Genomic DNA, 21,942 nt, shown 5'->3' on the forward strand with positions numbered 1-21,942 from the left:
GCTTGGATTTCATCAGTAAGCGCTCAGCCGCTCCACCGCCTTGACGCTTAAGTTTCTGCTAGCGCTCTTAGCGGTAATAATTCGTCGATGCGGCTGTTCGGCCAAGTGGGGAGCTTTTCTAGGGTGTCGGTGAGCCAGGCCATCGGGTCAAGGTCGTTGAGTTTGGCGGTGCCCAGTAGCGTTTGAATTGCGGCAGCGCGTTGACCGGCGCGCTCGCTCCCCGCAAATAACCAGTTCTTTTTGCCAATCGCAATCGGCCGAATGCTGTTTTCGACCGGATTGTTATCGATTGGCGCGATGCCGCTTTGGGCGTAGCGTTCAAGCGCCGTCCAACGCCGTTGGCTGTAAATGATCGCTTTCGCGAGTGCGCTATTGGGCGCAACTTTGCTACCGGTTTCATCCAGCCAAATTTTGAATTCGAGCAGTTTAGGTTGCGCTTGTTGCTGCCGTAGCGCTCGGCGTTGTTCGGGGTTTAAATCTTTGGCCTGCGCTTCTAGTGCATACAATTCGCCAATTCGACGCAGTGCCTCTGCGGCAATCGGGCTGCCGTTGGCTTGATGCAATTCGAAGAATTTGCGCCGTGCGTGCGCCCAGCAGCCCAGCTCAATCACGCCGGTTTTGAACAGCGCTTTGTAGCCGCCATAGTCGTCGACCATCAATTGACCTTGCCAATCGGCGAGGAAATCTCGGACGTGTTGACCCGAGCGACCACCTTGATAGTCGAACAAAATGATCGGCGCACTGCCACTCAAAGGCGTATTGCGATACGCCCATAAATACGCGGTTTTGGTTTTGCCTTTGCCCGGATCAAGCTGTTTGACTGGCGTTTCATCGGCATGCAGCACCGTTTCGCCTTTCAATCGTTCACGCAATCGATCCGCCAATGGCTGCAACCACCAGCCAACGGTGCCTACCCAGCTGGCCAGCGTGGTTTCCGCTAACGGCACTTCGCTGCGTTCAGCGATTTGTCGTAGCCGATACAGCGGTAAATGATCAATGTATTTGCTGACCATCACCCACGCCAAAGTGGCCGCAGTGGGTAAACCGCCATTGATGATCGCCGCCGGAATCGGCGCAGCGCTCATCGTTTGGCAGCTGCGGCAAGCGTATTGCGGGCGAATGTGGCGCAACACGCTAAACACCGCCGGTTGCACATGCAGTTGCTCGCTGATGTCTTCGCCGACTTTAACTAAACCCTGACCACATTGGCCGCAACTGCATGATTCAGGCTCGTGAACCATATCGGTACGCGGCAAATGCGCCGGTAAGGCTTGGCGACCTGCGCGAATGCGTGGCTTTTTATCGCTGACCTCGGGGGTGTTGTTGGCTTGCTCGGCGGCGAGTTTGGCTTCCAGCGCCGCCATATCGGCATCGAGGGCTTCTTCAAACAAATCTCGCTGCTCGCGATTCATCACTTCGGTCTTAGCGCCATAACGCATGCGGCGCAGATAGGCCAATTCCATCGTTAGCGCTTCGATGGTTTGCGTTTTATTTTGGATGTCGGAGACGTATTGTTTGAGTTGTTGATCTTGCTGAGTGACTAATTCAGTATGCTGAGCAAGGAGTACCGACTGCGCCAAAATCGCCGCGCGGACTGCGGCGGGTAGGTTTGAATTGGCGAGTTCTTGAGCGAGATCCATGCTTTGATTTTACTGGGTATTGCCATACAAATCATATCCTTCATGATTTATAGGGTAATACTGCGACAACTATTTTATCCATCCGCAGCGTGAATTAGTAGACATATTCTGGCAGCGGTGGCGGCGCTAATCGCTGCCAGTCGACACCGCTCACCAACCATTGCCACTGCGCCGCATCCAGCGTAAACACAGCATCGCCCGATTGTGGCCAAATAAATCGACCGTGATGCAAACGCCGTTGCGCCAACCAGACGCCAGAGCGATCCCACAGCAACACTTTGAGGCGATTGCTGCGCTGATTGCGAAACGCATACGCTGCACCTTCGACGGGTGAACGCTGCAAACAGGCGTGAATCTTGGCCGACAAACCCTCGATGCCAAGGCGCATATCGACCGGTTCGACGACCAATTGCAGCGAAGTGAATGGCGGCATCATGCCAAACCGCGCAATAACGCCGCGACCCAAGCCGGATCGGTCGCCGCAGGCAAAGTCAGGGTCACGCCGGAGGGGAAATTCAACTGCAACTGCGCCGCAACGGGTGCGGGCCATTGTGCGGGCACGATGCTTGACGCCGATGGTTTCGGGGCGATCTGCGGTTCGGTGATTGCAGCTGAAGATGCGTCGGCAGATTCGAGGCGGCTACGGCGCAGCCAACTGGAAAAAGTAGTGCGTTTAAGCTGGTGCACTCGGACAAACTCGGCTTGAGTTAAACCGCTAGTCTGCCAACGTTGAACCCATTGCAAAGCATCAATCCACCGTCCCATGCTGCGCTCCAAAAAATCAAAAGCGCAGCATGCCTGAATTAAAACGATAATTGAGGTGGAACGGCTAAGCCCTTACTTTCATCAGGATGGGTAGAGCTTAAAAATAGCTTGCCGGTGGCTTGGGTTCTGCATTTTAAAGATCAACGCGGCTTGGCACGCTTACAACAGAATCAAAAATAAAACACTCGTTTATATTTCTGCAATACAAGGCGAGGAGGATGGCGCTCTTTCTGGGAGAAAACCGTGGATCGCCGTCAATTTATTCGTCTTGCTGGCTTTATGACTGCCAGCGCTGCTAGCCCGCTGTTGCTCACTGCTTGTGGTGGTACTGACACCGCTTTAGGGCCAACGGAGAGCCCGAGCCCAAGTTCGAGTCCTAATCCTTTGCAGTATCAGTTTCCGCAAGGCGTTGCGGCTGGCGATCCGCGCAGCGACAGCATCGTATTATGGACTCGCGTTTTGCCGCGCAATGTCGACCCAATTGCCAGCCATGGTGCGGCAATGAATAGCACGATTCAGTTATTGGTGACTGAGGGCGATCCGGCAGGCTTAACCGGGAGCGAAGGGGTTTTGACTGGCAAAGTGGTTGCTAATGTGACTCTGGCGGCACTCTCTGAGTGGGATCATAGTGTACGCCACAAATTAACTGGTCTAGCGGGCAATACCTACTATGGGTATCAGTTTATTGTGAATGGTTCGCGCTCGATGGTGGGGCGCTTTAAAACCGCAGCGGCAGCCAATGCTGATTTAGCGCAATTGCAGTTTGCGTTTTTGTCTTGTCAGGATTGGAGCATTCATCACTGGGGTGGCTTTAGCCAATTGTTGACTGAGGATCTCGATTTTATCGTGCATCTTGGCGATTATATTTATGAAACGATTGGTGAAGACTTTCAAACTGGGCAGGTTGAAGCCCGGCATGGCGCTTTAAAACTGCCCGATGGTGCGTTTAAAGCGGGCAATTCCGGTGCGCGCTATGCGCTGACTTTGGCCGATTACCGCGCGCTCTATAAACAATACCGCAGCGATGCACGTTTGCAGCAGGTGCATGCGCGGTTTGCGATGATTGCCATCTGGGATGATCATGAGTTTTCGGATGATTGCTGGGGCGACGCGACCACGTACGACAATGGGACTTACGATCCACAGCGCGGCGGGGATAACAAGCATGAAACGACGCGTCGCCGCTCGGCCAATCAAGCATGGTATGAGTTTATGCCGGCAGATATTGTGTTTGACGCCAATGCCAGCAGTTTTCATACCGTGCGACTGTATCGCGATTTCCAATTTGGCCAGCTGATGCATTTGGTGATGACCGACGAGCGACTCTACCGCGCCGATCATATCTTGCCCGAGGCGGCAGTAGGCAGCAGTATTGGCAGTCGTTACTTAGTGCCTAGCCAGCAATTAAGCGCGGTGGAAGCGCAAAAAATGGCCATCGGTAAAGCGCAGGGCGACGAGTTGGCGCTGGTGTCGATTTTGGGTAAAACCCAGCGCGAATGGTGGAAAAGCACGCTTAAAAATTCCAAAGCGCAGTGGAAAGTGTGGGGCAATGAAGTGTCTTTGCTCAAAATGCGCTTAGACGCCCGCAATTTACCGGGCGTACCGAGCGCTTTGCAGCAAGACTTGGTCCTTAACGCCGATCAGTGGGACGGATTTAATGCCGAGCGCAGCGATTTACTGCAATTTATTCGCCAAAATCAAATCAAAAATGTAGTGGCCATTACTGGTGATATTCATAGTTTTTACGCCGGTGTGGCGCATGCTGACTACAGCGCTACGCCGCCCAATACGCCAGCATTGATCGATTTGGTGACGGCTGGAATGAGTAGCGATTCGTTCTACCATTATTTTGCCAGTGCCGTGCGTGACCCGGCTTTGGCGAGCGCGCAGGCTTTGGTGTTTAGTAGTGAAGCGGGGTCCGAGCAGATTGCGATTCAAATGCTCAGCGTCGGTATCGCACAGCAAGCTGGGGTGAGCGATTTAAGTAATAGCAGCCAAGTGAGCGCCGCTGTAACGGGGGCAATTAACGCCAAAATCGTGCCAGCACAAGCCTTTGTCGCCACTGCCGGCCTAAGCCGTAGTGAGGTCAATACCTTTAATGATTTGCTTGGCGGGCAACTTGGGCAAACCATTGCCGCGCTGATTGCTAATTTGGCGGCGACTAAAAAATCCATCGCCGCGCAAACGCTGGCGGGTTTTATTGCGCAAAATATCGCGCAAAAAGTCGGCGGCGGCATCACTGCGGCGCAGATCCCCGCCAGCCAAGTCACACCGTTTCTAAATCCATTTGCCAACCCAGCAACGGGTGCTGCGCCGGTGAATAATCCATGGATTCGTTACGCCGATACCGATGCACAAGGCTACGCGCTGGTGAAACTAACCCCGACGCAATTGCAATGCACCTTCCGAAAAATCAATCCCTTGCAAAACGGCCAAGTCCCTAGCCCGGTGATTATGAAAGACACGCAATTGTCGATTCAATCGGGAGTGCTTGAGGTGAAAGTCAATTAATCGCTGGGACGCAACTTGTTCAGTGGATTGAGTTGCGGCATGAGGATCAAACGTTGGTTATGCCGCACTGATCAAAACCTTTTTGACGCAGAGACGCAGAGACGCAGAGAAAAACCAAGTCAGATCAAACCCTAAACGCAATAAAACCTTTTGACGCAGAGACGCAGAGGCACGGAGAAAGGCCAAATCAGAATGGAGCAAACACGATGATTTAAACCGTGTTTTGCTGATGTTTTTGCTTGGTTTCCTCTGCGTCTCTGTGTCTCTGCGTTGGATTTTTTTCTACGCCTCAGCGTTGGATTTGATGTCTGAGGCTAATGCAAATCGCGTTTATTTACACCATTGTTTTTCGCAAGGAATGCCGTCGTTATTGCCGTCCATTTTGACATTGGGGCAGTTTTTGATGAAATACGTCGCTTCTGCGCAAGAGCTCATTTGTGAGCAGTGTTGTCGGCCGTCACAGCGGTAATTGCTGACGATGGCAGGCGGGTTGCTGGTGGCCGTTTTGCTGGGTGCCGCTTGGTTGGTGGCTGAGTTCACTACGGCTGGGCGGCTGGTTTTACCACTGGCGCGCCATTGCCATGGCGCTTCAGCTGCAGGATCGATCCACAAACCATATTTAGCCGCCTTGGCTTGTTTCTCGGCTGCGCGGTATTTTTCATCGCTACCGTATTGGGTATAAAACCAAGCCATGCCGCGTTTGATTTGCTCCAAATTGACATCCATCCCACCAACAAAAACTTTACCGACGCTGCGACCATATTGATCTTGGGTGTCGACTTGCACGGTGACGTCTTTTCGATAAATTAAATCGGATAAAGATTGTTTGGATTTTTCGCCAAAAGCTTGGTCTCGTTCGGGGGCGTCGATTTGCCATAGGCGGATTTTGACTGGCTTTCTATCAGTAGTGAGTAACGTAGCGGTGTCGCCATCGTTAATGCCAATAATATGGCCGCTGAGTGTTTCGGCGTGCGCCGAGCTTATGAACAAAAAAAACAGAAAAAAACGCAGCATCATGGGGCCTTAGGCAGGATGAATCGAATGGGTTTTAGGCTAGGCTGGTTGTTTTTTTAACCAGCTAAATTGCGAGGGATTGTACAGATAGTTGAAAGTTTTTGAATTAAATACTTTCAGGATCTTGATCAATAGCGCTGTATGAAACTGATGATTAAAAATAATGCCAACGCGCCATTCATCGACTACGCTTTATTTGCTGCGGCGCAGCAATGTTTTTTGCAATAGCGTGATTATCGTAATGCAAAAGATAAAACCGGTTTGCTGATTATTGGATAAAGGAGCGATTGATGGCTGTGGCAGAAAAAAAATCATCTCAAAAACCGCGAATTGCCTTGGTGCTACAAGGCGGTGGCGCCTTAGGGGCTTATCATATTGGCGCGTATCAAGCGTTGCACGAAGCTGGCTTAGAGCCGGATTTTTTTGCGGGTATTTCAATCGGGGCGATTAATGCTTGCATCTTAGCGGGCAATACCCCTGAGCATCGTTTAAGCCAGCTTGATGCCTTGTGGTCAGATATTTCGCGCAAAAATATGAGCGGTGAATATCTGCAGGGCGATTGGCGGCGGATGTATAACAAATTGAGCTTTATGGAAGCGGTCACCATGGGGCAGCCCAATTTTTGGCAGCCACGCTTTCCTAGCCCTTTGCTATTGAATGATATGCCGCCCGAGACCGCCAGTTTTTGCGATACCGCGCCAATGCGGGCGACATTGCAGCGTTTGGCTAATTTTGATTTGATCAATCATCAAGGCGCGCAATTGGTGTTGGGCGCCACCAAGGTCACCACCGGCGACTTGGTTTTTTTTGATAATCATCGGCAAACCATCGGCCCAGAGCATGTTTTAGCCAGCGGCTCATTACCACCGGGATTCCCAGCGACTGAGGTCGATGGTGAGCTGTATTGGGATGGCGGCTGTGTATCCAATACGCCATTGGATGCGATTTTTGAAAGTGAGCTCGACGGCGACACCTTGGTGTTTATGATTGATTTATGGGATGCACACGGGCCAGCGCCGCGCAATATGGACAGTGTGGCGTGGCGACAAAAACAGATTCAATACGCCAGCCGTACTCGGCAGCATATTGATTCCTTGGCCAAGCGACATAATCATCGCCGTGCGATGCATCATGTCTCGCAAGGCGCTAATGTCGATATCAGCGCGGTGAGCGATGATTTGAATCTAAGCGCGCATAATGGCAACGCCCACTTTGATATTGTGCACTTGGTGTATCAACCTAGCGGTGAGCAGATTGCCGATTCAGATGCAGAATTCTCTCGACCGTCTATATTAGAGCGGCGCAATGCTGGTTATGCCGATATGAAACATGCCTTGGCTAAGTCGCCTTGGACGCAGCAGGTGAAACCGGCGCATTTGGGTACTGCCGTACACACGATACGCGGCGAAGACATTCATACGCTGTGCCCAGTTTGAGTGGGCAGGTAGGATAAAAAACGGCGCTGCAAATCAGCGCCGTTTTTTTTACCAGCAAGCGGCTGCGCCGCCGCTACCGCTAGCGGTTTTACCACCTTGTGAATCGATACTGAGCGCGCCGCATTGCGTGTCTTGGCTCAATTGCGTGCCAAGCGGGGTGGCGGTAACGGTGTAGCTGCGTGCGCTGGCAATATTAGTCGTAAATTGATAGCGCGTTGCCATGCCACTCTCCGTTTGGCAAGCCAGCGTTGGGGACGCGCCGGTGTAATTCATATGCGTGGTGTAATAGCGCTCCATCAATTGCGCTTGCTCAGAAAGACACGCTTTGGCCGCCGCACGATGGCTGCGCACTACGTATTGCGTGTACGAGGGGTAGGCGATGGCGGCCAAAATACCAATAATGGCCACCACAATCATCATTTCAATCAACGTAAAACCATGCGCAGCGCGGCGCGGGGATGGGATTTTCAACTTAAACTCCTAAAATTTCACGCCAAGAGGTGCGAACGATGCGGCCTAATTTGCCTTGGGTTTTAATGTGTGAAGTGCCGGCGTTTTCCAAGCTGGAAATCATACCGTCACCCACAAAAATGGGCGCATTGGGGCTGCTATCAAAGCCAACACCGCTGGCATACGCGCCGTCAATCTGATCTTTTTCGTCGACTTTGCCATCGCCATTGAGATCAAAAAAGCCTTGATCTAAACTCGCGCCGCTAAATGGATCGATGGCCATGGTGTAGCCGCGACCTTCGGGTAAGCAAGGATCGCTCCCGTCCGGAATCCGGCTGGTGCCGATTAAGCTATTGCCGCGAATTTGATTCGGCAGCAACATTCGCTCGCCCTCAATGGCAACGCCCGAGCCTTTAAAATCAATCACCCAGCCCGATTTGCCTTGCATATCATTAGGGCTTGGTGTGGACATCACGCGAATCGAGCCATTGGTGGTCGCGCCGTCCTTGAGGATTCTTCGCACCATCAAGTTACTGCGATCCACGGCTTGATTGCTGTCGATAATCCCATACCAACTTTGCACGTCTTTATTGCTTAAGTCGTTGCTATTTAAAAACCGGCCAGTGCCAAAAAACACCCAGCGTACTTTGGTTTTCGGGTTCACGACGGCAATCGGCGCGGCGCTAATCGCTTGGGCGCCGGAGCTACTGGTGGCGCTAAACAGCTTGATGGCCGTGGGGTTGTTTTTTGTCAGATTAAACTTCCACAGATTGCCACGTTGATCGCCTGCGTAGGCGGTGTCATGAATTCCATCGCTATTGGTATCCCACACATCGGCGGCAGACAGGCCGTTATTGCCTGCAATGCCGGTGTCGACAAATTTGGCATCACCGCTCTCGATATCAATCATCATCAATTGGGCTTTGTCGCCCGTACTATTAAGGCCGTTGCCCATGATGGCGCTCCAACTGCCTTTGGCCAATTGCGCAATCACTGGTTTACCCAGTACTTGGCCGATGCTTGGTGCACGTTGCGGATTGTTTTCCCACATTGGCAACATATTGTTGGGGTCGGTCACGTCTAGCGCAAAAGTCGCCCGCCCGCCTCGGCCTAGGCTGGCGACTAAGATGGTTTTCCAGCGACTACCGACATACACATCGGCCACGGTGATTTCACCGTCGACAAAGTATTGGTGGCTGTAATCGGGTGAGGCCGTGTTGGCCAGCTGCTGATTGAGTACCGCATTGGGAATAAAAGCAAACACTTCAACACCGGTTTTGGCGTTAAACCCATGCAACATGCCGTCGTTACCGCCGACATACACCATCGGCGTGCGATTGGCTTTATCTTTGGCAAATTGCGCGTAGCTGGCGTCTTTGGCATAAAGCCGAGGATTAGGACTGCCGACATACACTGGCGCTGAATTCACAATGTCACCGAGTGCACTACTGCGTGCCCGAAAAGCGCCACTCGGTACTTCTTTGCTGCGATCCCCGCGTAAGTAGTTAACGATATCCGTCGTGAATATACTTGTATCTAAACCGCTGGCGCCAGATTTGAATTCTGTCTTGCCTGAGGCCGCTTGTGGGGTTTGATTAAAATAAATTTTACGATCCGCTGGCTTAGGTAGCGCAGCAACGGCGCTCCATAAGGGCGTAGTTTCTGGTTTTTGCGTGGTTTGATTGATGGCATAGGCGCTTAAATCACCACTCCAGCTGGAGCTAGAAAACGTGGTTTGAAACACCGCTACGCCGGGCTCAATTTTATTACTCGACGAAGTGAGTGCAGCGGCCGAACTGGTTCTCTCCGCGCTGATACTGGCAAAGGCTTTGGTCAGGCCCGAGACCATATTTTGCGCGTCACTGGCGACAAAGAAATTATCTGGACGCTTGTCGCCAGTCGATAAAATGTCTTTGGTGGTGTACCACAGCGCATCGGCAATACTGGTGGTTTGACTATCGTAGGGCTTAAAGTCGTTCGGGACTTTAAAACCGCCGTATTTACTCGCCAACCAATATTGATTACTGCTGCGGTTAGCCAAAATGCCGCCTTCACGTACATCGACCCAATACGTTGATAAGGTTTGCATGCCTTTAATGCGTTTGAGTAGCTCGCTACTGCTGGTGCTGCCTTCGGGCCGCATATCCACGGTGTGGGCGTCATACGCTAAACCGGCGATAAACGCTGAGTTGTCGCGACCAGTAAATTGCGCATTAGCATTTATGTTAATGCCTTCTAATTGCGCGATTTTTTGCGTTGCGGTCACGACATTAATGGTTTTGTCATTACTCACTTCGCTGGGCATGGCAGGCTCACCGCTGCTATTGCTGCTACCTGGTAAGTTTTTGTCTCGGTGTGTATTGACGTCACCAATCCCTAAAATCACATTCTTTTGGCACCAGTATTTAATCGGATCATCCCAGCGGGTAATCACCGGAAAGCCATCAGCTTGCTCATATTTCTGATTGCTATCGCCGGATAAAGTGGAATAACTCGCCACATTGCCGAGGTTTTTAAAGTAGCGGATTGCCGCGTAATACAGTTCGCTCACCGGGTCGAAACTTTTGTGCGCGCGTGTGGTCATCTGACCAAATTTATTCAGATAGTTAATCACGCCACTGTCTTGAATGCCCGCATTGGTATCTGCCGCATCGGCTGAATCTGGATTGCGGTATAAAATCCCGGTGCTCGGGTCCCATTCGCGCGAACTATTAGCGACCAAACGATTGCTGCTGGGGTCGAGTTTATATTCACCAACGAATTTATTTTTGGCGCGCATCACGCCGCCATCTCTCAGCGCGTTACTGTCATTGAGATAGCCAAAAATACTGTATTGCAAATTACTTGAATATTGCTGGATCAAGCCTTCTGGCTTCCAATTGCTGCCATATTGCGCGCAGTTTTTTTCGGGGAAGGCCGAATCACAAACTTTAACGCGCACCGAGGCTTCAAATACCTGATCTTTTTTTGCATTGCTGATTGAATCAGGATAAGACCGCACGCTGGCTGGCTTGTTGACATCGCCAGTGCCGGTGAAATACATCTTATTGCCCAAGCCTGCGACGCGGATGGTGAGATTACCCCAGCTAAACGGCGTAGTGCCGGCGACGTTGCTGGTGCGATCACCATAACTGCCGCCACGATCATGCCGGGCTTTTTCTAGCCACGTCTCGCCTGCCGTGTCACGAACGCGATAACCGCCAGTCAGTGCCGAACGAAATGGATCGATGGTTTGTGTGACCGCCCAATTCATAAAATTACCACTCCAATTGCCTGAGCAACTGCGTGTGGTGGTTTTGCTGACGGGCTTGAAATGGCGATCGGCTTCATTGCTGGCATTCACGTAGTCGTAGCATTTATTGGCGTCAAAATAGCCGGTGTATTCGTTGGCCGATGAATAAGCACCGACATTGGCCTGACTAAGAATGGTCGGAAACTCAACCGAAGGGACTAAGGCCAAACTACCCGGGACAAAACCACCGACATACAAAGGGGCAGGGGCAATCTCAATTGCCGCCCAAGCGGACGGCGTTAGTGATGCAACAGCGATCGCGACCAAGTAGGTGATCGATTTGATCTGATATTTAAACATGGTGCTACCTATCGACTTTGACGGTGGTTTGTAGGCGAACTGCGGCACGGCCAGTGGCTGTGTCGGGCGCATGGCTGCGCGCGGTAATGCGGTAAGTGCGTGAAACAATCCCGCCACTACCGCCGTATTGATTGGCTAAGGCGCTGCCAGAAATCCCTGATTCATCATCGCTATTGGTTTCGGACATCAACTGAATAAAATACTGCGGCTTGCCTTCAAGCAGGGCGGTGTTGACTAAAAAAGCCGCGTCGATATCAGTCCAGCCGCTGGGGGCATCATCGGGCGGAGAAATCGGGCATAACGTTGGCGCAAGGCAGCTTTGCCCATTGAGCGCGGTGATATCGGGGTTGCTTTCAATCTTGGCTTCGGCGGCGCGTAGTGCTGATTCAGTGGCTTGTAAAGCCATAGACTGATCATAATTATTGCCGCTGATTTTTTCTTGCATTAGCACATTGCGAATTCCCGATACGCCGAGCAAGGTCGCGATCAATAGCAAAACCAGCGCCATGATTAAAATGAGTCCCGCTTGTGCAGGGCGGTAAGGCGCTGCGCGCATCATAATGTTCGATTCCTCAGTGAGATCACTTGGGTGATTTCGCGCGTTAAACGGCCATTGGGCGTGGTCGCTGCGGTGGCAATGTTTTTTTCCGCACTTTGTAGGCTTAGCGTTAAAGTGACAGCATTGACTTGATCCCACTGCGCATTGCTTAAGCTGCTGGCGTCCACCCAGCTGGTGCTGCTAGGGATGCGATAGCTGATTTGCATGTCAACGACGCCAGCTGCCATCTCGATGCGTGTGCCATCGATGCCAACGCGATATAGCGAGCGACCACCGTCTTGGCTGCGGCCATTATTGCCAATATACCAAGTGGACGCCGCCAATTTAGCCACCGTTGAATTGGGCGCAAATTCATATTTACTGGTCGGCCCACTGCCGCAGTCAGTCGGAAAGGCCAAGTCATTGCTGCAATTGCCTGGAGAAGTGCCGCTGCCTTTGTTATGCACTAGATTGCCCGTGCCATTGATATTTGAAACTTGAAAAATGGTGGCATGATCGCTATCGCAGACCATTAAAATATCCCCAGCGGTAATGTCGAAATTACTGCCTGCGAGCTTGATATTGGCTGAGCCACCGTTATGGCTTTCGATGCTGTAGGCCGAATCGCTCATACCTTGTAATTGAATCGCATGTGTGCCGCTAATGCGCTGACCAACACCGCTACCAAAAGCGGCGGCACTCGTTGCCGTACTCCCAGAAAATCCACGAATCGCCGCCCAGTTGGACCACCATTGTGAAGTTGGATTGTTTAAAACATTGGCTACTTGCTGGGTATTGCCGCAGGCAATGACGCCCGTGCCACGAATGGCGCGCTCGAGAAAACTCAGTGCACTGCGGCCACTTTCGTTCACTTGCGACAAGCCCTCAGAGCTGCGATAACTTTGCTTACTCGACAGTACTACCCCAGACACTGCAGCAATCATCAATAAGGCAATCGCCACGGCAATCATCAATTCGACAATCGAAAATCCGCGCTCAGTTACGCATCCCGCTCGAGCGGGTAGTGGTGCTTGGCTCATAAAAACACCTCGGTGACGATGGTTTGTTCGCGCTCACCTTGCGCCGCGCGCGAATCATCCCAGCGTATGGTCACCGTACATAGCGCCGCTTTGCAGTTGACCGCACCGCTAGCGCCTTCACCCAATTGGCTGCTAATGCTGCTGCGCCAACGATCCAGTACCCCGCTGGCAAAACTGCTGCCAGAGCTGACATCGCTATCTATTGCCAAATTAAACTGACCGTTAATGGCGTTTTCGCGATCAGCGCGCATTGCGCTCAGGACTGAATTGGTTTGAATCACCGCCATATTGCGCTCGGTCGAGCTTTGATTGTGCTTGAGCGTGGCCAATTGCAAAGCCGCCAAACCCAATAAACCAACTGATAGCACCACAATCCCAATGAGCACTTCAATTAAGCTAAAGCCTGCTTGTGATCGGGGCGAAGACAATGAGTTTACTGGCATACTTTGCTCCCTTTGGTGCTGACTAAACGACTTCCTGCGCCAATCGCAAGCGTCATTAAATTGTCGCTTGGGCGCCCCCAGCTGCACGACCAAATCGACATGCTGGCAGCCGCTAAATTGTTATTGTTGTAAGCCAAGCCATCGGCCCCTAAGCGCAGTTGGTTGGCGGTTAAATCGCTGGTGACTTGTATATTGCTGGCGATGGTGATGACGCCACGGCGGATCAGGCCTTCGTTAGAGATCACTCCCCAATGCAGCCAATTGCCCACCGTGCTAGAGCAAGCATTGGCGGTGGCTGAATCAAGCTTACAAAAAGTGACGCTGCGATTGAGTTTGATCGCTTCTGAGCGCGCTAAATTGATGGCGGCAATCAGCTCGTTGTTTTGCGTGGTCAGTCGATTGGCGACCATCATTTGGCTGAAATTGGGTGCAGCAATCGCGGTTAAAATCGCCAAAATACTTAGCGTAACCATGAGTTCAATTAAGGTAAAACCCAGTTGAAATAGCGTCTTAACGCGATGGGTAGTCAGATTGAGATGAAGGTGGCGCGGCATGGTGACTTTGAATTGGATTAACAGCATATTAGATAATGCTGATGGTATTGGTTTGTAGCTTAAATGACTAGTAATTTATTTGTCGTGTCGTCGTTTTAAGGGAAATGCCTAATGCAAATTGCCGCCTGCTGTGGTTTGCATGCATCAGTTCTTAGTCGTAGCATATTGATCTGTAAGGATTTAGTGGCTGTGAAATCGCGGCAAGGATAATTTGGCGAGCAAGCGGCGTAAATAAGGTGTTAAATCTTTCTTTTATCTTTCGTGGTTAGTATGGTTTGTGCTTGAGATCACCCTTAGTCAAGACATTGGCTTTATTTTTAGGCTGGTTTTAAAGGCGTAAAGGCGCGTGCTGAAATGCTATTGATGTGGGTATTTGCTTGTAGGTAATAATAAACAAAGTCTGCAAGTAGATACCCAACATCAATACTGATTTAGCTGGGCGATGATCAGCGCATTGCAGTATGCTCTCCCCATGAAAGGGGAGGGCCGAGCGCATTTTGATTTACTACTGAATGGATCACTGCTGGCGCTGAACAAGTCAGCAAGAATGTGGTACTGGAATTAAGCGAGTAGGCTTATTTGATTTTAAAAACGTCACACAAATAATTAAGAAAATTGACGTCTTCACACATGCCTTTGCCCGGCGTATCGCTGACTTTGGCTACCGGTTGCCCGTTGCAATACACCAATTTCATGACGATTTGTAAGGGTTCTAAGCCGCAGTCATTGGACAAATCAGTGCCAATCCCAAAGCCGACGCGTGAGCGCGGGGCAAAGTGTTGGTAGAGCGCAATGGCTTTATCAATATTTAGCCCGTCACTAAACACCAATTGCTTGCTGCTCGGGTCGATTTTCATTTTATGATAATGCGCGATGATTTTTTCGCCCCACAAAAACGGGTCGCCCGAGTCGTGACGCACACCGTCAAACAGTTTGCAAAAATACAAATCAAAGTCACGTAAAAACGCATCGGTGCCGACAACGTCGGTGAGCGCAATGCCCAAATCGCCGCGATATTCTCGCACCCAATGCTCGAGCGCATTTTTTTGAAAATCACGCAATCGTGAACCAAAGCTTTGAAACGCTTGCAGGTATTCATGCGCCATTGTGCCAATTGGCGTAAGGCCAAAGCGTTTGGCGAGTAATACATTACTGGTGCCGCGCATTGCGCTGCTTTGGCTGGCGAGTGCTTGCACCACTTCGGCATGCCATTGCCGAGAAAACCGTCGCCGGGTGCCAAAATCAAAAAATACAAAAGGATTGGCCAGCGGCGCTTGCGCTGCAAATTGCTGCAAAGTATTGATTTTGGCCGCCAGATGGGCGCGGCCAGTTGCGAGTGCAGGCGCGAGCTCAAATTGGCGGAAATACACTTCATTGACAATCGACAGCACGTAGATCTCAAACAACATGCAATGCAGCATCGGCCCTTTTACGGTGATGCTCAATTGGCCTGGCTGTTGTGTTGATTCGCTGACGCAAATAAAGCGGCGCTGCAGCTGAAATAAACGCAAAAAATCGACAAAATCAGATTTGATAAAACGCAGTCCTGCCAAATACGCCAGCTCGTCTTCGCTAAAGCGCAGCGTACATAAATGATCAAGCTGAGCGTTAATTTCGGCTTGGCAAGCCGCGAGCGGCAGCGCGGTGCGATTGCGGCATTTAAACGCGTATTCAGACTGCGTTTGCGGTTGGCTATGCAAGATTTCTTGCATCATGGTGAATTTATATAAATCGGTGTCGAGTAAAGACTCAATCACAGGCACTAAAGTTGTCATGCAAAGATCGCTTTTAAGTTGGATCAATGATCGAGCGCCAGCGCCAAATGGCTGGCGGTTTGCATGCCACGGGCGCGCATCTCGGTGATAAAAGCTTGCCCTTGTTCGGCAAAACCCGCGACTGGGCTAGTGCAATCGGTGAGTAATAATAATTTATGCAGCTGCGCTTCGCCCAAGGCGCTGGCTAAATCGCGCACCGTGCTGGCCACACAATGCGATAGCGCTTGGCCGGCAATCAAAATTAAATCGGCCTTGGCTAGCTCGGCCAACCACGCGGTATCGGCAGGATTAACCGCATCATTCACATCGGGCACTTCGGCTTGCAGCGCCGAATAATGCTCGCTACGTGGATTGCTGCCTTTATGAATAAAGTGTAGCGGTCTGAGCGTTTGCCGTTGCCATGCATAGAGCGCGGCGAGTAAGTCGCTTTGCACCGCTTGCCCCCAGCTACCAATCAGGCAATGCTCGGGCCAAATCATCAACTGATAGCGTTGATTGCGGCTGAGCGCTTTTACATACGCCAAACTGTGCGCTTGCTGCGCCGGATCGCGCGCGCGCCACACGCCGCGTTCAACATCACTTTGGCTAATCACCGTAAACGGCGCAGGTAATTGGCCTGCGGCATCACACCACCAGCTCGGATGGGCAATATCCACCGGCAAATGCGAATCAAGCGTGATATGAATTTGGCTGAGCGCTGCGCCTTGCTGAGCCAAAAGCGCGCCAATGCGCTGCAAATCAGCGCTGGCGCCAGCGACGGGCAGCGCTGCGCCGGCTTGATCGCAAAAGTCATTTTGCGGGTCGATGATGATCAGTTGCACATTGCGCTCAGGCATCGGCGTTCCTTAAACAGAGTCCCCAGCAGGGTGGGCAAAGCTTTAATCGGCTTGGCAGCATACCTTGAACTCACGCCAAGCGCAGTAAACTAGGCACACTGCGCGATCTGGATCAAGGTTGGGGCGGGAATGGGAATGGGAATGGGAATGGGAATGGGGAGTAGGGATTCGTGCAGCTTTAGCTTGGCTTACTGACGGCGGCGGATTGATTCGGTTATATTGGGGCGTTTTGTGCTGATTTGGCTGCGAGCACATATGAGTGATTCACTTTGGGATAGTTATGCGTTTTATTCACACCTCCGACTGGCATTTAGGCCAAACCTTGCATCATTTTGAGCGTCGATTTGAGCATCAATGCTTTTTGGATTGGTTGCTGGCGACCTTGGTGACTGAGCAAGCGCAAACTTTACTGATTTCGGGCGATATTTTTGATAACGCCAATCCGTCAGCGGCAGCGCAAAAGCAGTTTTATCAATTTTTGCAGCAAGCTAAATCGCGCGTTCCGGCGCTCAATATTGTCATTATCGCTGGCAATCATGATTCACCCGGACGACTTGAAATGCCTGCGCCGTTTTTAGCCGAGATGGACGCCAGCGTAATTGGCTTTGTGCCGCGCGATGCGGATGGGCAAATCGACGTCAGCCGTTTAGTGATACCACTGAAAGACGCGCAAGGCGTGGCCGCTTGGTGTTTGGCGATTCCATTTTTACGCCCGGGGGATGTGCCGCGCGTTGCCGATTTAGCCGACGGGCTTGATCCGTATACCGCCGGCATCACTGCGCTCTATCAACAGACTTTGGCGTATGCGCTCAGCCAGCGCCAAGCGGGCCAGCCGATTATTGCCTTGGGGCATTGCCATATGGTGGGCGGTGAGGTTTCGCAAGACTCAGAGCGGCCGATTGTCATTGGCGGCAGCGAAGCGCTATCGGCCAAAATGTTTGACGCCAATATCGCCTACGCCGCTTTGGGGCATTTGCATTTGGCGCAGTTGGTGGGGCAAGAAGCGCATATTCGCTATTGCGGTAGCCCGATTCCGCTGTCGTTTGCCGAAGTAGCTTATCCGCATCAAGTGCTGCGCTTTGATACCGAGGGCGAAGCGGTGGTGGATATCACGCCTTTATTGGTGCCGCGCGCGGTGAATTTATTGCGCATCCCCAAAAAAGCCGCGCCAATGGCTGAGGTGTTGGCGGCTTTAGCAGCGCTGGAATTACCGGCTGATTTAGCGCCAGAGCAATTTCCGTTTTTAGAGGTGCGCATTGCGCTGGAGCAGCCCGAGCCCGGTTTGCGCGCGCAAATTGAAGCGGCCATTGAAGGCAAACCGGTGCGACTGGCCAAAATTGAAACCCGCTTTGCCAACAAAAATAGCACGGCGCTTGAAGATGAAACCTTGCCAGAATTAGCGCAATTGCAACCCGATGCCATTTTTAATCGCCTCTATCGCAGCAAATATGCCGCTGATGCGCCGCCCGAATTGATGGCGGCGTTGGCCGAATTAATGCTCAATGCAGGGGCGGATGAATAATGAAAATATTAGCAATACGCGGTAAAAACCTCGCCTCTTTAGCCGGTGAATTTGACGTTGATTTTGAGCAAGAGCCACTTAAATCTGCCGGTTTATTTGCCATTAGCGGCCCCACTGGCGCTGGCAAAAGTACCTTGCTCGATGCGCTGTGTATGGCGCTTTTTGAGAGCACGCCGCGTTTACTCAAAGCCGGTAGCGGTAAAACGCTGCCCGATGGCACGGACTTAATCACCCATCAAGACGCTGCCAATTTGCTGCGCCGTGGCTGTGCTGATGGTTATGCCGAGGTAGATTTTGTTGGCAACGATGGCGCGAGTTATCGCGCCCGCTGGAGTGTGCGCCGAGCGCGCGGCAGTATTAAAGGCAGCTTGCAAGCCAGTACGATGACGCTGCTGCAATTGCCGCACATGCAGCCCATTGGCGGCAAAAAAAACGAAGTTAAAGCCGAGATCATCCAGCGCATTGGTTTGAACTTTGAGCAATTCACCCGCGCGGTGTTGCTGGCGCAAAATGAGTTTTCGAGTTTTTTAAAAGCCGATGATAACGAGCGCGGCGAGCTACTGGAAACGCTCACCGGCAGCACCATTTATAGCCAACTCTCGCAAGGCGCTTTTGCCCGCGCCAAAGCTGAGTTGCAAGCGCTGCAGCGGATTAACGATAGACTTGCCGACCAAAAACCATTGAGCGCTGAAGCGCGTAGTGAGCTCGATCAGGCGGCGACTACGGCTGCGCAAGCTTTAACCACACTGGATACCACGGCGCAGTCATTCAATAACGCGCTGCGCTGGTACACCGAGGCCGACAAACTCACCCTTGGTGTGAACGCCGCGCAAGTTGCGGTCGATGAACAAAACGCCGCTCACAGCGCAGCGGCCTCACGCCGCGAAACGCTGCAACAACTCGATTTGGTGCAAGCAGCCCGCCCTTTATTGCTTGATGTGGATCGCATTGCCGCGAGTTTGGCGCAAACTAGCGCGGCTATCGCTGCAGGGCAGCAGCAATTAAGTACGGCCAATCAGACCAGTGAAACGGCCAATGCCGCTTTGGCGCAAGCGCAAACCCAGCAACTGGCTGCCGAACAAGCGCAAATCGCAGCGGCACCGCAACTGGATGCCGCTAAAAAGCTCGACACTAGCATCGACATTCGTCAGTCGGCGCAAGCGGTGCTGCACAGTGCGGTGGCGCAAGCCAATCAAGCCGCGCAGCAAACATTGGCGCAGCACGAACAAAAACAAATAGCGCTTGATGATGGGTATAGCAAGCTAGCTAATGCTGAGCAATGGCTGCATGCGCATACCCAGTATCAAGATTTAGCCCAGAATTGGGCGGTGTATGCGGTGCAACTGCAACAAGCCGCAGCGGCGCGCACCGCTGCCCAAGGTGCAGCCAGCCAATGCGCTCTATTGACGCAAGCGCACAGCACGCAAACGGCGCAGCTCAGCGCAGCTAACGCGCAATTGGCAACGGCGCAAATTGCGCTGCAGCAGGCCGAGCAGCAGCGGCAAGCGGCCACTGCCCAGCAGGCACAAATCGACATTGGCAGCTTGCCAGCGCAAAAAGCGCAATGGACGCAGCGGCGCGATGATTTAGCCAGTGCCCAGCAGCTTATGCAGCGCATCAGCGAGTACACGGCGCAGCTAGGCAAATACGCGCAGCAGCAACAAACGCAGCAAGCGGCGCAGGTGCAAACCGAGCAAAACTGGGCTGCATTAACGCAGCAGCAACCGCTGATTGCTGCCAGCTTGGCGCAAGCCGAGCGCTCGCTCAAATTGGCCGAAGCGGCGTGTAACACCAACGTTGAGTCGCTACGCGATGCGCTGCAAGACCATGCGCCTTGTCCTGTCTGCGGCGCGCTTGATCATCCTTACGTTAGTGCTAATCCGCAGTTGCAAGCGATGCTGGTCAGCTTGCAAGCCGAAGTCGCTACGCAGCGGCAGCAGCAACAACAGCAATTGAGCTTACACAGCCAATTGAGCGCCGAGCTCGCCAGCATCCAGCGCGCTTTGGCCGAAATCCGCCCCGAAATCACTCGCCTTACCACCGCGCGCGATACGCTGCTTTTGCAATGGCAAGCGCACCCTTTGCGGGCCGAAATCAGCCCGATTACTGAGACTGAGCAGCCCGCATGGTTTGCCGAGCAACACACAGCATTGCAAACGCAAGCGAATGCCATGGCAGCGCAAGAAGCCGCATGGCAACACGCGCAGCAGGCCAAAGACGCCGCGCAAGCAGCGCTAGAGCAAGCCCGCCTAGTAGAGCAAAGCCAGAAAGATGCTGTGCAACAATGCCAAAGCGCGTTGCAGCAGATCACCACGCAACGGGCTGCCGCGCAAATCGCCGAGCAAGAGCATGCCGCGCGTTGCGCCGCCAGTTTGGCGCAATTGGCTCCGGCTTTACAGTTTGACGCCGATTGGCAAAGCCGTTGGCAGGCCGATCCGCTGGCCGAGCAAGCCTACTGGCAACAGCAAGCACAGCAGTGGTTGGCGCAATACACCGCGCACGCCAGCGGCTTGCAAAGCACGGCCTTATTGGCGCAAACGGTGGCTGGACTGCTCGCCACCGCGCAACAAGCTAGCGCCGAGCAGCAGCGCTTGCAAGCGCAACTCAATGCCGAGCAAGCGGCGTTAAGCGCGTTGCAGGCTGAAAGACAGGCGCTGTTTGCCGGGCACAGCGTAGCGAGCGTTGAGGCGCAATTGGCGCAAGCCTTGCTCAGCGCCAAAGAGCAGCAAAGCCAAGCCCAGCTCGCTGCACAATCGGCTGCGCAGCAAGTCGTTCGTGAGCAAACCGCGTTAGCGCAAGCTCAAGCGCAACTGAGCCAATGGCAGCAGCAAGCGCATAGCGCACAGCAGCAACTCGATCAATGGCTAGCCGAGCAGGGGATTGAGCTGGCTGTGCTGCGGCAACGTTTGGCATTGGATGCCGCAGGCTTGGCCAGCGAGCGCGCTGCGCTATTGGCGCTCGATACAGCGCTATTACACGCGCAAACCGTATTGCAAGAGCGCCGTCTGCAACAGCAGCAACACCAAGCGCAACCGCCCGAGTTCGTCAATGTTGAGGACGCCGCAGCGCTGGCGCAATTGCAAGCGCAGGCCGCAACCATCAGCAGCGAGCAAGCCGCCGCGCAGAGCACAGCCGCGAGCTTACAATTACAGCTCGCCCAAGACGACGCCCGCCGCAGCGCCGCCGCCGATCTGCTGCTAGAAATCTCCGCGCAAGAAACCATCCAACGCCGCTGGGCGCAACTCGGTGATTTAATTGGTTCCAGCGATGGAAAAAAATTCCGTAATTACGCCCAGCAATACACGCTCGACGTGCTGCTCGGCTATAGCAATCGGCATTTGCAGCAACTCTCACGCCGCTACCGCTTGCAAAGGATTAACGACACGCTGGCGCTAATGGTGATCGATCAAGACATGGGCTTTGAGGCGCGCTCGGTGCATTCGCTCTCGGGCGGAGAATCATTCTTGGTCTCGCTGGCGCTGGCGCTAGGCTTAGCATCGCTGTCATCACAGCGCGTGCGCGTTGAGTCGCTCTTTATCGACGAAGGCTTTGGCAGCCTCGACGCCGACACGCTCAGTATCGCCATGGACGCCCTTGACGGCCTGCAAGCGCTAGGCCGAAAAGTCGGCGTGATCTCGCACGTGCAAGAAATGACCGAACGCATCGCCAGCAAAATCAGCGTACAAAAAACCGCCGGCGGGCGAAGCGTGATTAGCGTGATGGAAGGGCGTTGATGCTGGGGTATTGATTGATAGGCATTGATTATAATGCCCTGTAATTAAATACCCTAAGCGTAGGGCGGGCAGCCTTCTTGCGTAACCCGCCA

Annotated in this window: 16 protein-coding genes; 4 read left to right on the forward strand and 12 right to left on the reverse strand. The window is 52.7% G+C overall.

Annotation, left to right across the window (positions count from 1 at the left end; translation table 11 throughout):
- Positions 1-47: 47 nt before the first annotated feature.
- The 3 genes from tnpC to tnpA all read right to left on the reverse strand — a co-directional run bounded on the left by tnpC (position 48) and on the right by tnpA (position 2,405).
- The gene (tnpC, locus tag K4H25_RS06550; protein ID WP_221020604.1) at positions 48-1,640 is read right to left on the reverse strand and encodes an IS66 family transposase; all 1,593 of its coding nucleotides are present in this window, start codon (positions 1,638-1,640) and stop codon (positions 48-50) included.
- A gap of 94 nt (positions 1,641-1,734) precedes the next feature.
- On the reverse strand, positions 1,735-2,076 hold the full coding sequence (tnpB, locus tag K4H25_RS06555; protein ID WP_221020360.1) for an IS66 family insertion sequence element accessory protein TnpB: 342 nt from the start codon (positions 2,074-2,076) through the stop codon (positions 1,735-1,737).
- Entirely contained in the window at positions 2,073-2,405 is a 333-nt protein-coding gene (tnpA, locus tag K4H25_RS06560; RefSeq protein WP_221020359.1) for an IS66 family insertion sequence element accessory protein TnpA, read from the reverse strand. The genes tnpB and tnpA overlap by 4 nt, the downstream gene beginning before the upstream one ends.
- 243 nt (positions 2,406-2,648) lie before the next feature.
- Between tnpA and K4H25_RS06565 the strand changes: the two genes are divergently transcribed.
- Positions 2,649-4,916, forward strand: a complete 2,268-nt coding sequence (locus tag K4H25_RS06565) for an alkaline phosphatase D family protein (protein WP_221022540.1) — start codon at positions 2,649-2,651, stop codon at positions 4,914-4,916.
- A gap of 330 nt (positions 4,917-5,246) precedes the next feature.
- On the opposite strand, the gene K4H25_RS16935 is transcribed toward K4H25_RS06565, so the two are convergent.
- Positions 5,247-5,933, reverse strand: coding sequence for a thermonuclease family protein (locus tag K4H25_RS16935; protein ID WP_255588114.1), 687 nt, complete (start codon positions 5,931-5,933; stop codon positions 5,247-5,249).
- 287 nt (positions 5,934-6,220) lie between these two features.
- On the opposite strand from K4H25_RS16935, the gene K4H25_RS06575 reads away from it, so the two are divergent.
- On the forward strand, positions 6,221-7,366 hold the full coding sequence (locus K4H25_RS06575) for a patatin-like phospholipase family protein (protein ID WP_221022541.1): 1,146 nt from the start codon (positions 6,221-6,223) through the stop codon (positions 7,364-7,366).
- A gap of 48 nt (positions 7,367-7,414) precedes the next feature.
- Here K4H25_RS06575 and K4H25_RS16940 read toward each other — a convergent pair whose 3' ends face one another.
- The 8 genes from K4H25_RS16940 to K4H25_RS06615 all read right to left on the reverse strand — a co-directional run bounded on the left by K4H25_RS16940 (position 7,415) and on the right by K4H25_RS06615 (position 16,594).
- Positions 7,415-7,837, reverse strand: a complete 423-nt coding sequence (locus K4H25_RS16940; protein WP_308443249.1) for a type IV pilin protein — start codon at positions 7,835-7,837, stop codon at positions 7,415-7,417.
- 1 nt (position 7,838) lies between these two features.
- The gene (locus K4H25_RS06585; protein ID WP_221022542.1) at positions 7,839-11,408 is read right to left on the reverse strand and encodes a pilus assembly protein; all 3,570 of its coding nucleotides are present in this window, start codon (positions 11,406-11,408) and stop codon (positions 7,839-7,841) included.
- Between the two features lie 4 nt (positions 11,409-11,412).
- Positions 11,413-11,967, reverse strand: a complete 555-nt coding sequence (locus K4H25_RS06590; RefSeq protein WP_221022543.1) for a pilus assembly PilX family protein — start codon at positions 11,965-11,967, stop codon at positions 11,413-11,415.
- Positions 11,964-12,986, reverse strand: a complete 1,023-nt coding sequence (locus K4H25_RS06595; protein ID WP_221022544.1) for a prepilin-type N-terminal cleavage/methylation domain-containing protein — start codon at positions 12,984-12,986, stop codon at positions 11,964-11,966. The genes K4H25_RS06590 and K4H25_RS06595 overlap by 4 nt, the downstream gene beginning before the upstream one ends.
- A complete protein-coding gene (gene pilV / locus K4H25_RS06600) occupies positions 12,983-13,429 on the reverse strand; it encodes a type IV pilus modification protein PilV (protein WP_221022545.1) in 447 nt (148 codons plus the stop codon). The genes K4H25_RS06595 and pilV overlap by 4 nt, the downstream gene beginning before the upstream one ends.
- Positions 13,420-14,010 carry a GspH/FimT family pseudopilin gene (locus tag K4H25_RS06605; protein ID WP_221022546.1) on the reverse strand — a complete coding sequence of 197 codons (591 nt, stop codon included), beginning with the start codon at positions 14,008-14,010 and terminating at the stop codon, positions 13,420-13,422. Before K4H25_RS06605 ends, pilV begins: the two co-directional genes overlap by 10 nt.
- A 548-nt stretch (positions 14,011-14,558) precedes the next feature.
- A complete protein-coding gene (pncB, locus tag K4H25_RS06610) occupies positions 14,559-15,758 on the reverse strand; it encodes a nicotinate phosphoribosyltransferase (RefSeq protein ID WP_221022547.1) in 1,200 nt (399 codons plus the stop codon).
- A gap of 23 nt (positions 15,759-15,781) precedes the next feature.
- Entirely contained in the window at positions 15,782-16,594 is an 813-nt protein-coding gene (locus tag K4H25_RS06615; protein ID WP_221022548.1) for a cysteine hydrolase family protein, read from the reverse strand.
- A gap of 280 nt (positions 16,595-16,874) precedes the next feature.
- Between K4H25_RS06615 and K4H25_RS06620 the strand changes: the two genes are divergently transcribed.
- Both K4H25_RS06620 and K4H25_RS06625 read left to right on the forward strand, forming a co-directional pair.
- On the forward strand, positions 16,875-18,116 hold the full coding sequence (locus tag K4H25_RS06620) for an exonuclease SbcCD subunit D C-terminal domain-containing protein (protein WP_221022549.1): 1,242 nt from the start codon (positions 16,875-16,877) through the stop codon (positions 18,114-18,116).
- On the forward strand, positions 18,116-21,850 hold the full coding sequence (locus tag K4H25_RS06625; protein WP_221022550.1) for an AAA family ATPase: 3,735 nt from the start codon (positions 18,116-18,118) through the stop codon (positions 21,848-21,850). The genes K4H25_RS06620 and K4H25_RS06625 overlap by 1 nt, the downstream gene beginning before the upstream one ends.
- Positions 21,851-21,942: the final 92 nt, after the last annotated feature.

The sequence above is a fragment of the Deefgea piscis genome (assembly GCF_019665785.1).
Lineage (GTDB): Bacteria > Pseudomonadota > Gammaproteobacteria > Burkholderiales > Chitinibacteraceae > Deefgea.

Coding starts and splice junctions, on each gene's coding strand:
- tnpC (WP_221020604.1), bottom strand. CDS start 1,640: ATGGATCTCGCTCAAGAACTCGCCAATTCAAACCTACCCGCCGCAGTC.
- tnpB (WP_221020360.1), bottom strand. CDS start 2,076: ATGATGCCGCCATTCACTTCGCTGCAATTGGTCGTCGAACCGGTCGAT.
- tnpA (WP_221020359.1), bottom strand. CDS start 2,405: ATGGGACGGTGGATTGATGCTTTGCAATGGGTTCAACGTTGGCAGACT.
- K4H25_RS16935 (WP_255588114.1), bottom strand. CDS start 5,933: ATGATGCTGCGTTTTTTTCTGTTTTTTTTGTTCATAAGCTCGGCGCAC.
- K4H25_RS06575 (WP_221022541.1), top strand. CDS start 6,221: ATGGCTGTGGCAGAAAAAAAATCATCTCAAAAACCGCGAATTGCCTTG.
- K4H25_RS06585 (WP_221022542.1), bottom strand. CDS start 11,408: ATGTTTAAATATCAGATCAAATCGATCACCTACTTGGTCGCGATCGCT.
- K4H25_RS06590 (WP_221022543.1), bottom strand. CDS start 11,967: ATGATGCGCGCAGCGCCTTACCGCCCTGCACAAGCGGGACTCATTTTA.
- K4H25_RS06595 (WP_221022544.1), bottom strand. CDS start 12,986: ATGAGCCAAGCACCACTACCCGCTCGAGCGGGATGCGTAACTGAGCGC.
- pilV (WP_221022545.1), bottom strand. CDS start 13,429: ATGCCAGTAAACTCATTGTCTTCGCCCCGATCACAAGCAGGCTTTAGC.
- K4H25_RS06605 (WP_221022546.1), bottom strand. CDS start 14,010: ATGCTGTTAATCCAATTCAAAGTCACCATGCCGCGCCACCTTCATCTC.
- pncB (WP_221022547.1), bottom strand. CDS start 15,758: ATGACAACTTTAGTGCCTGTGATTGAGTCTTTACTCGACACCGATTTA.
- K4H25_RS06615 (WP_221022548.1), bottom strand. CDS start 16,594: ATGCCTGAGCGCAATGTGCAACTGATCATCATCGACCCGCAAAATGAC.
- K4H25_RS06620 (WP_221022549.1), top strand. CDS start 16,875: ATGCGTTTTATTCACACCTCCGACTGGCATTTAGGCCAAACCTTGCAT.
- K4H25_RS06625 (WP_221022550.1), top strand. CDS start 18,116: ATGAAAATATTAGCAATACGCGGTAAAAACCTCGCCTCTTTAGCCGGT.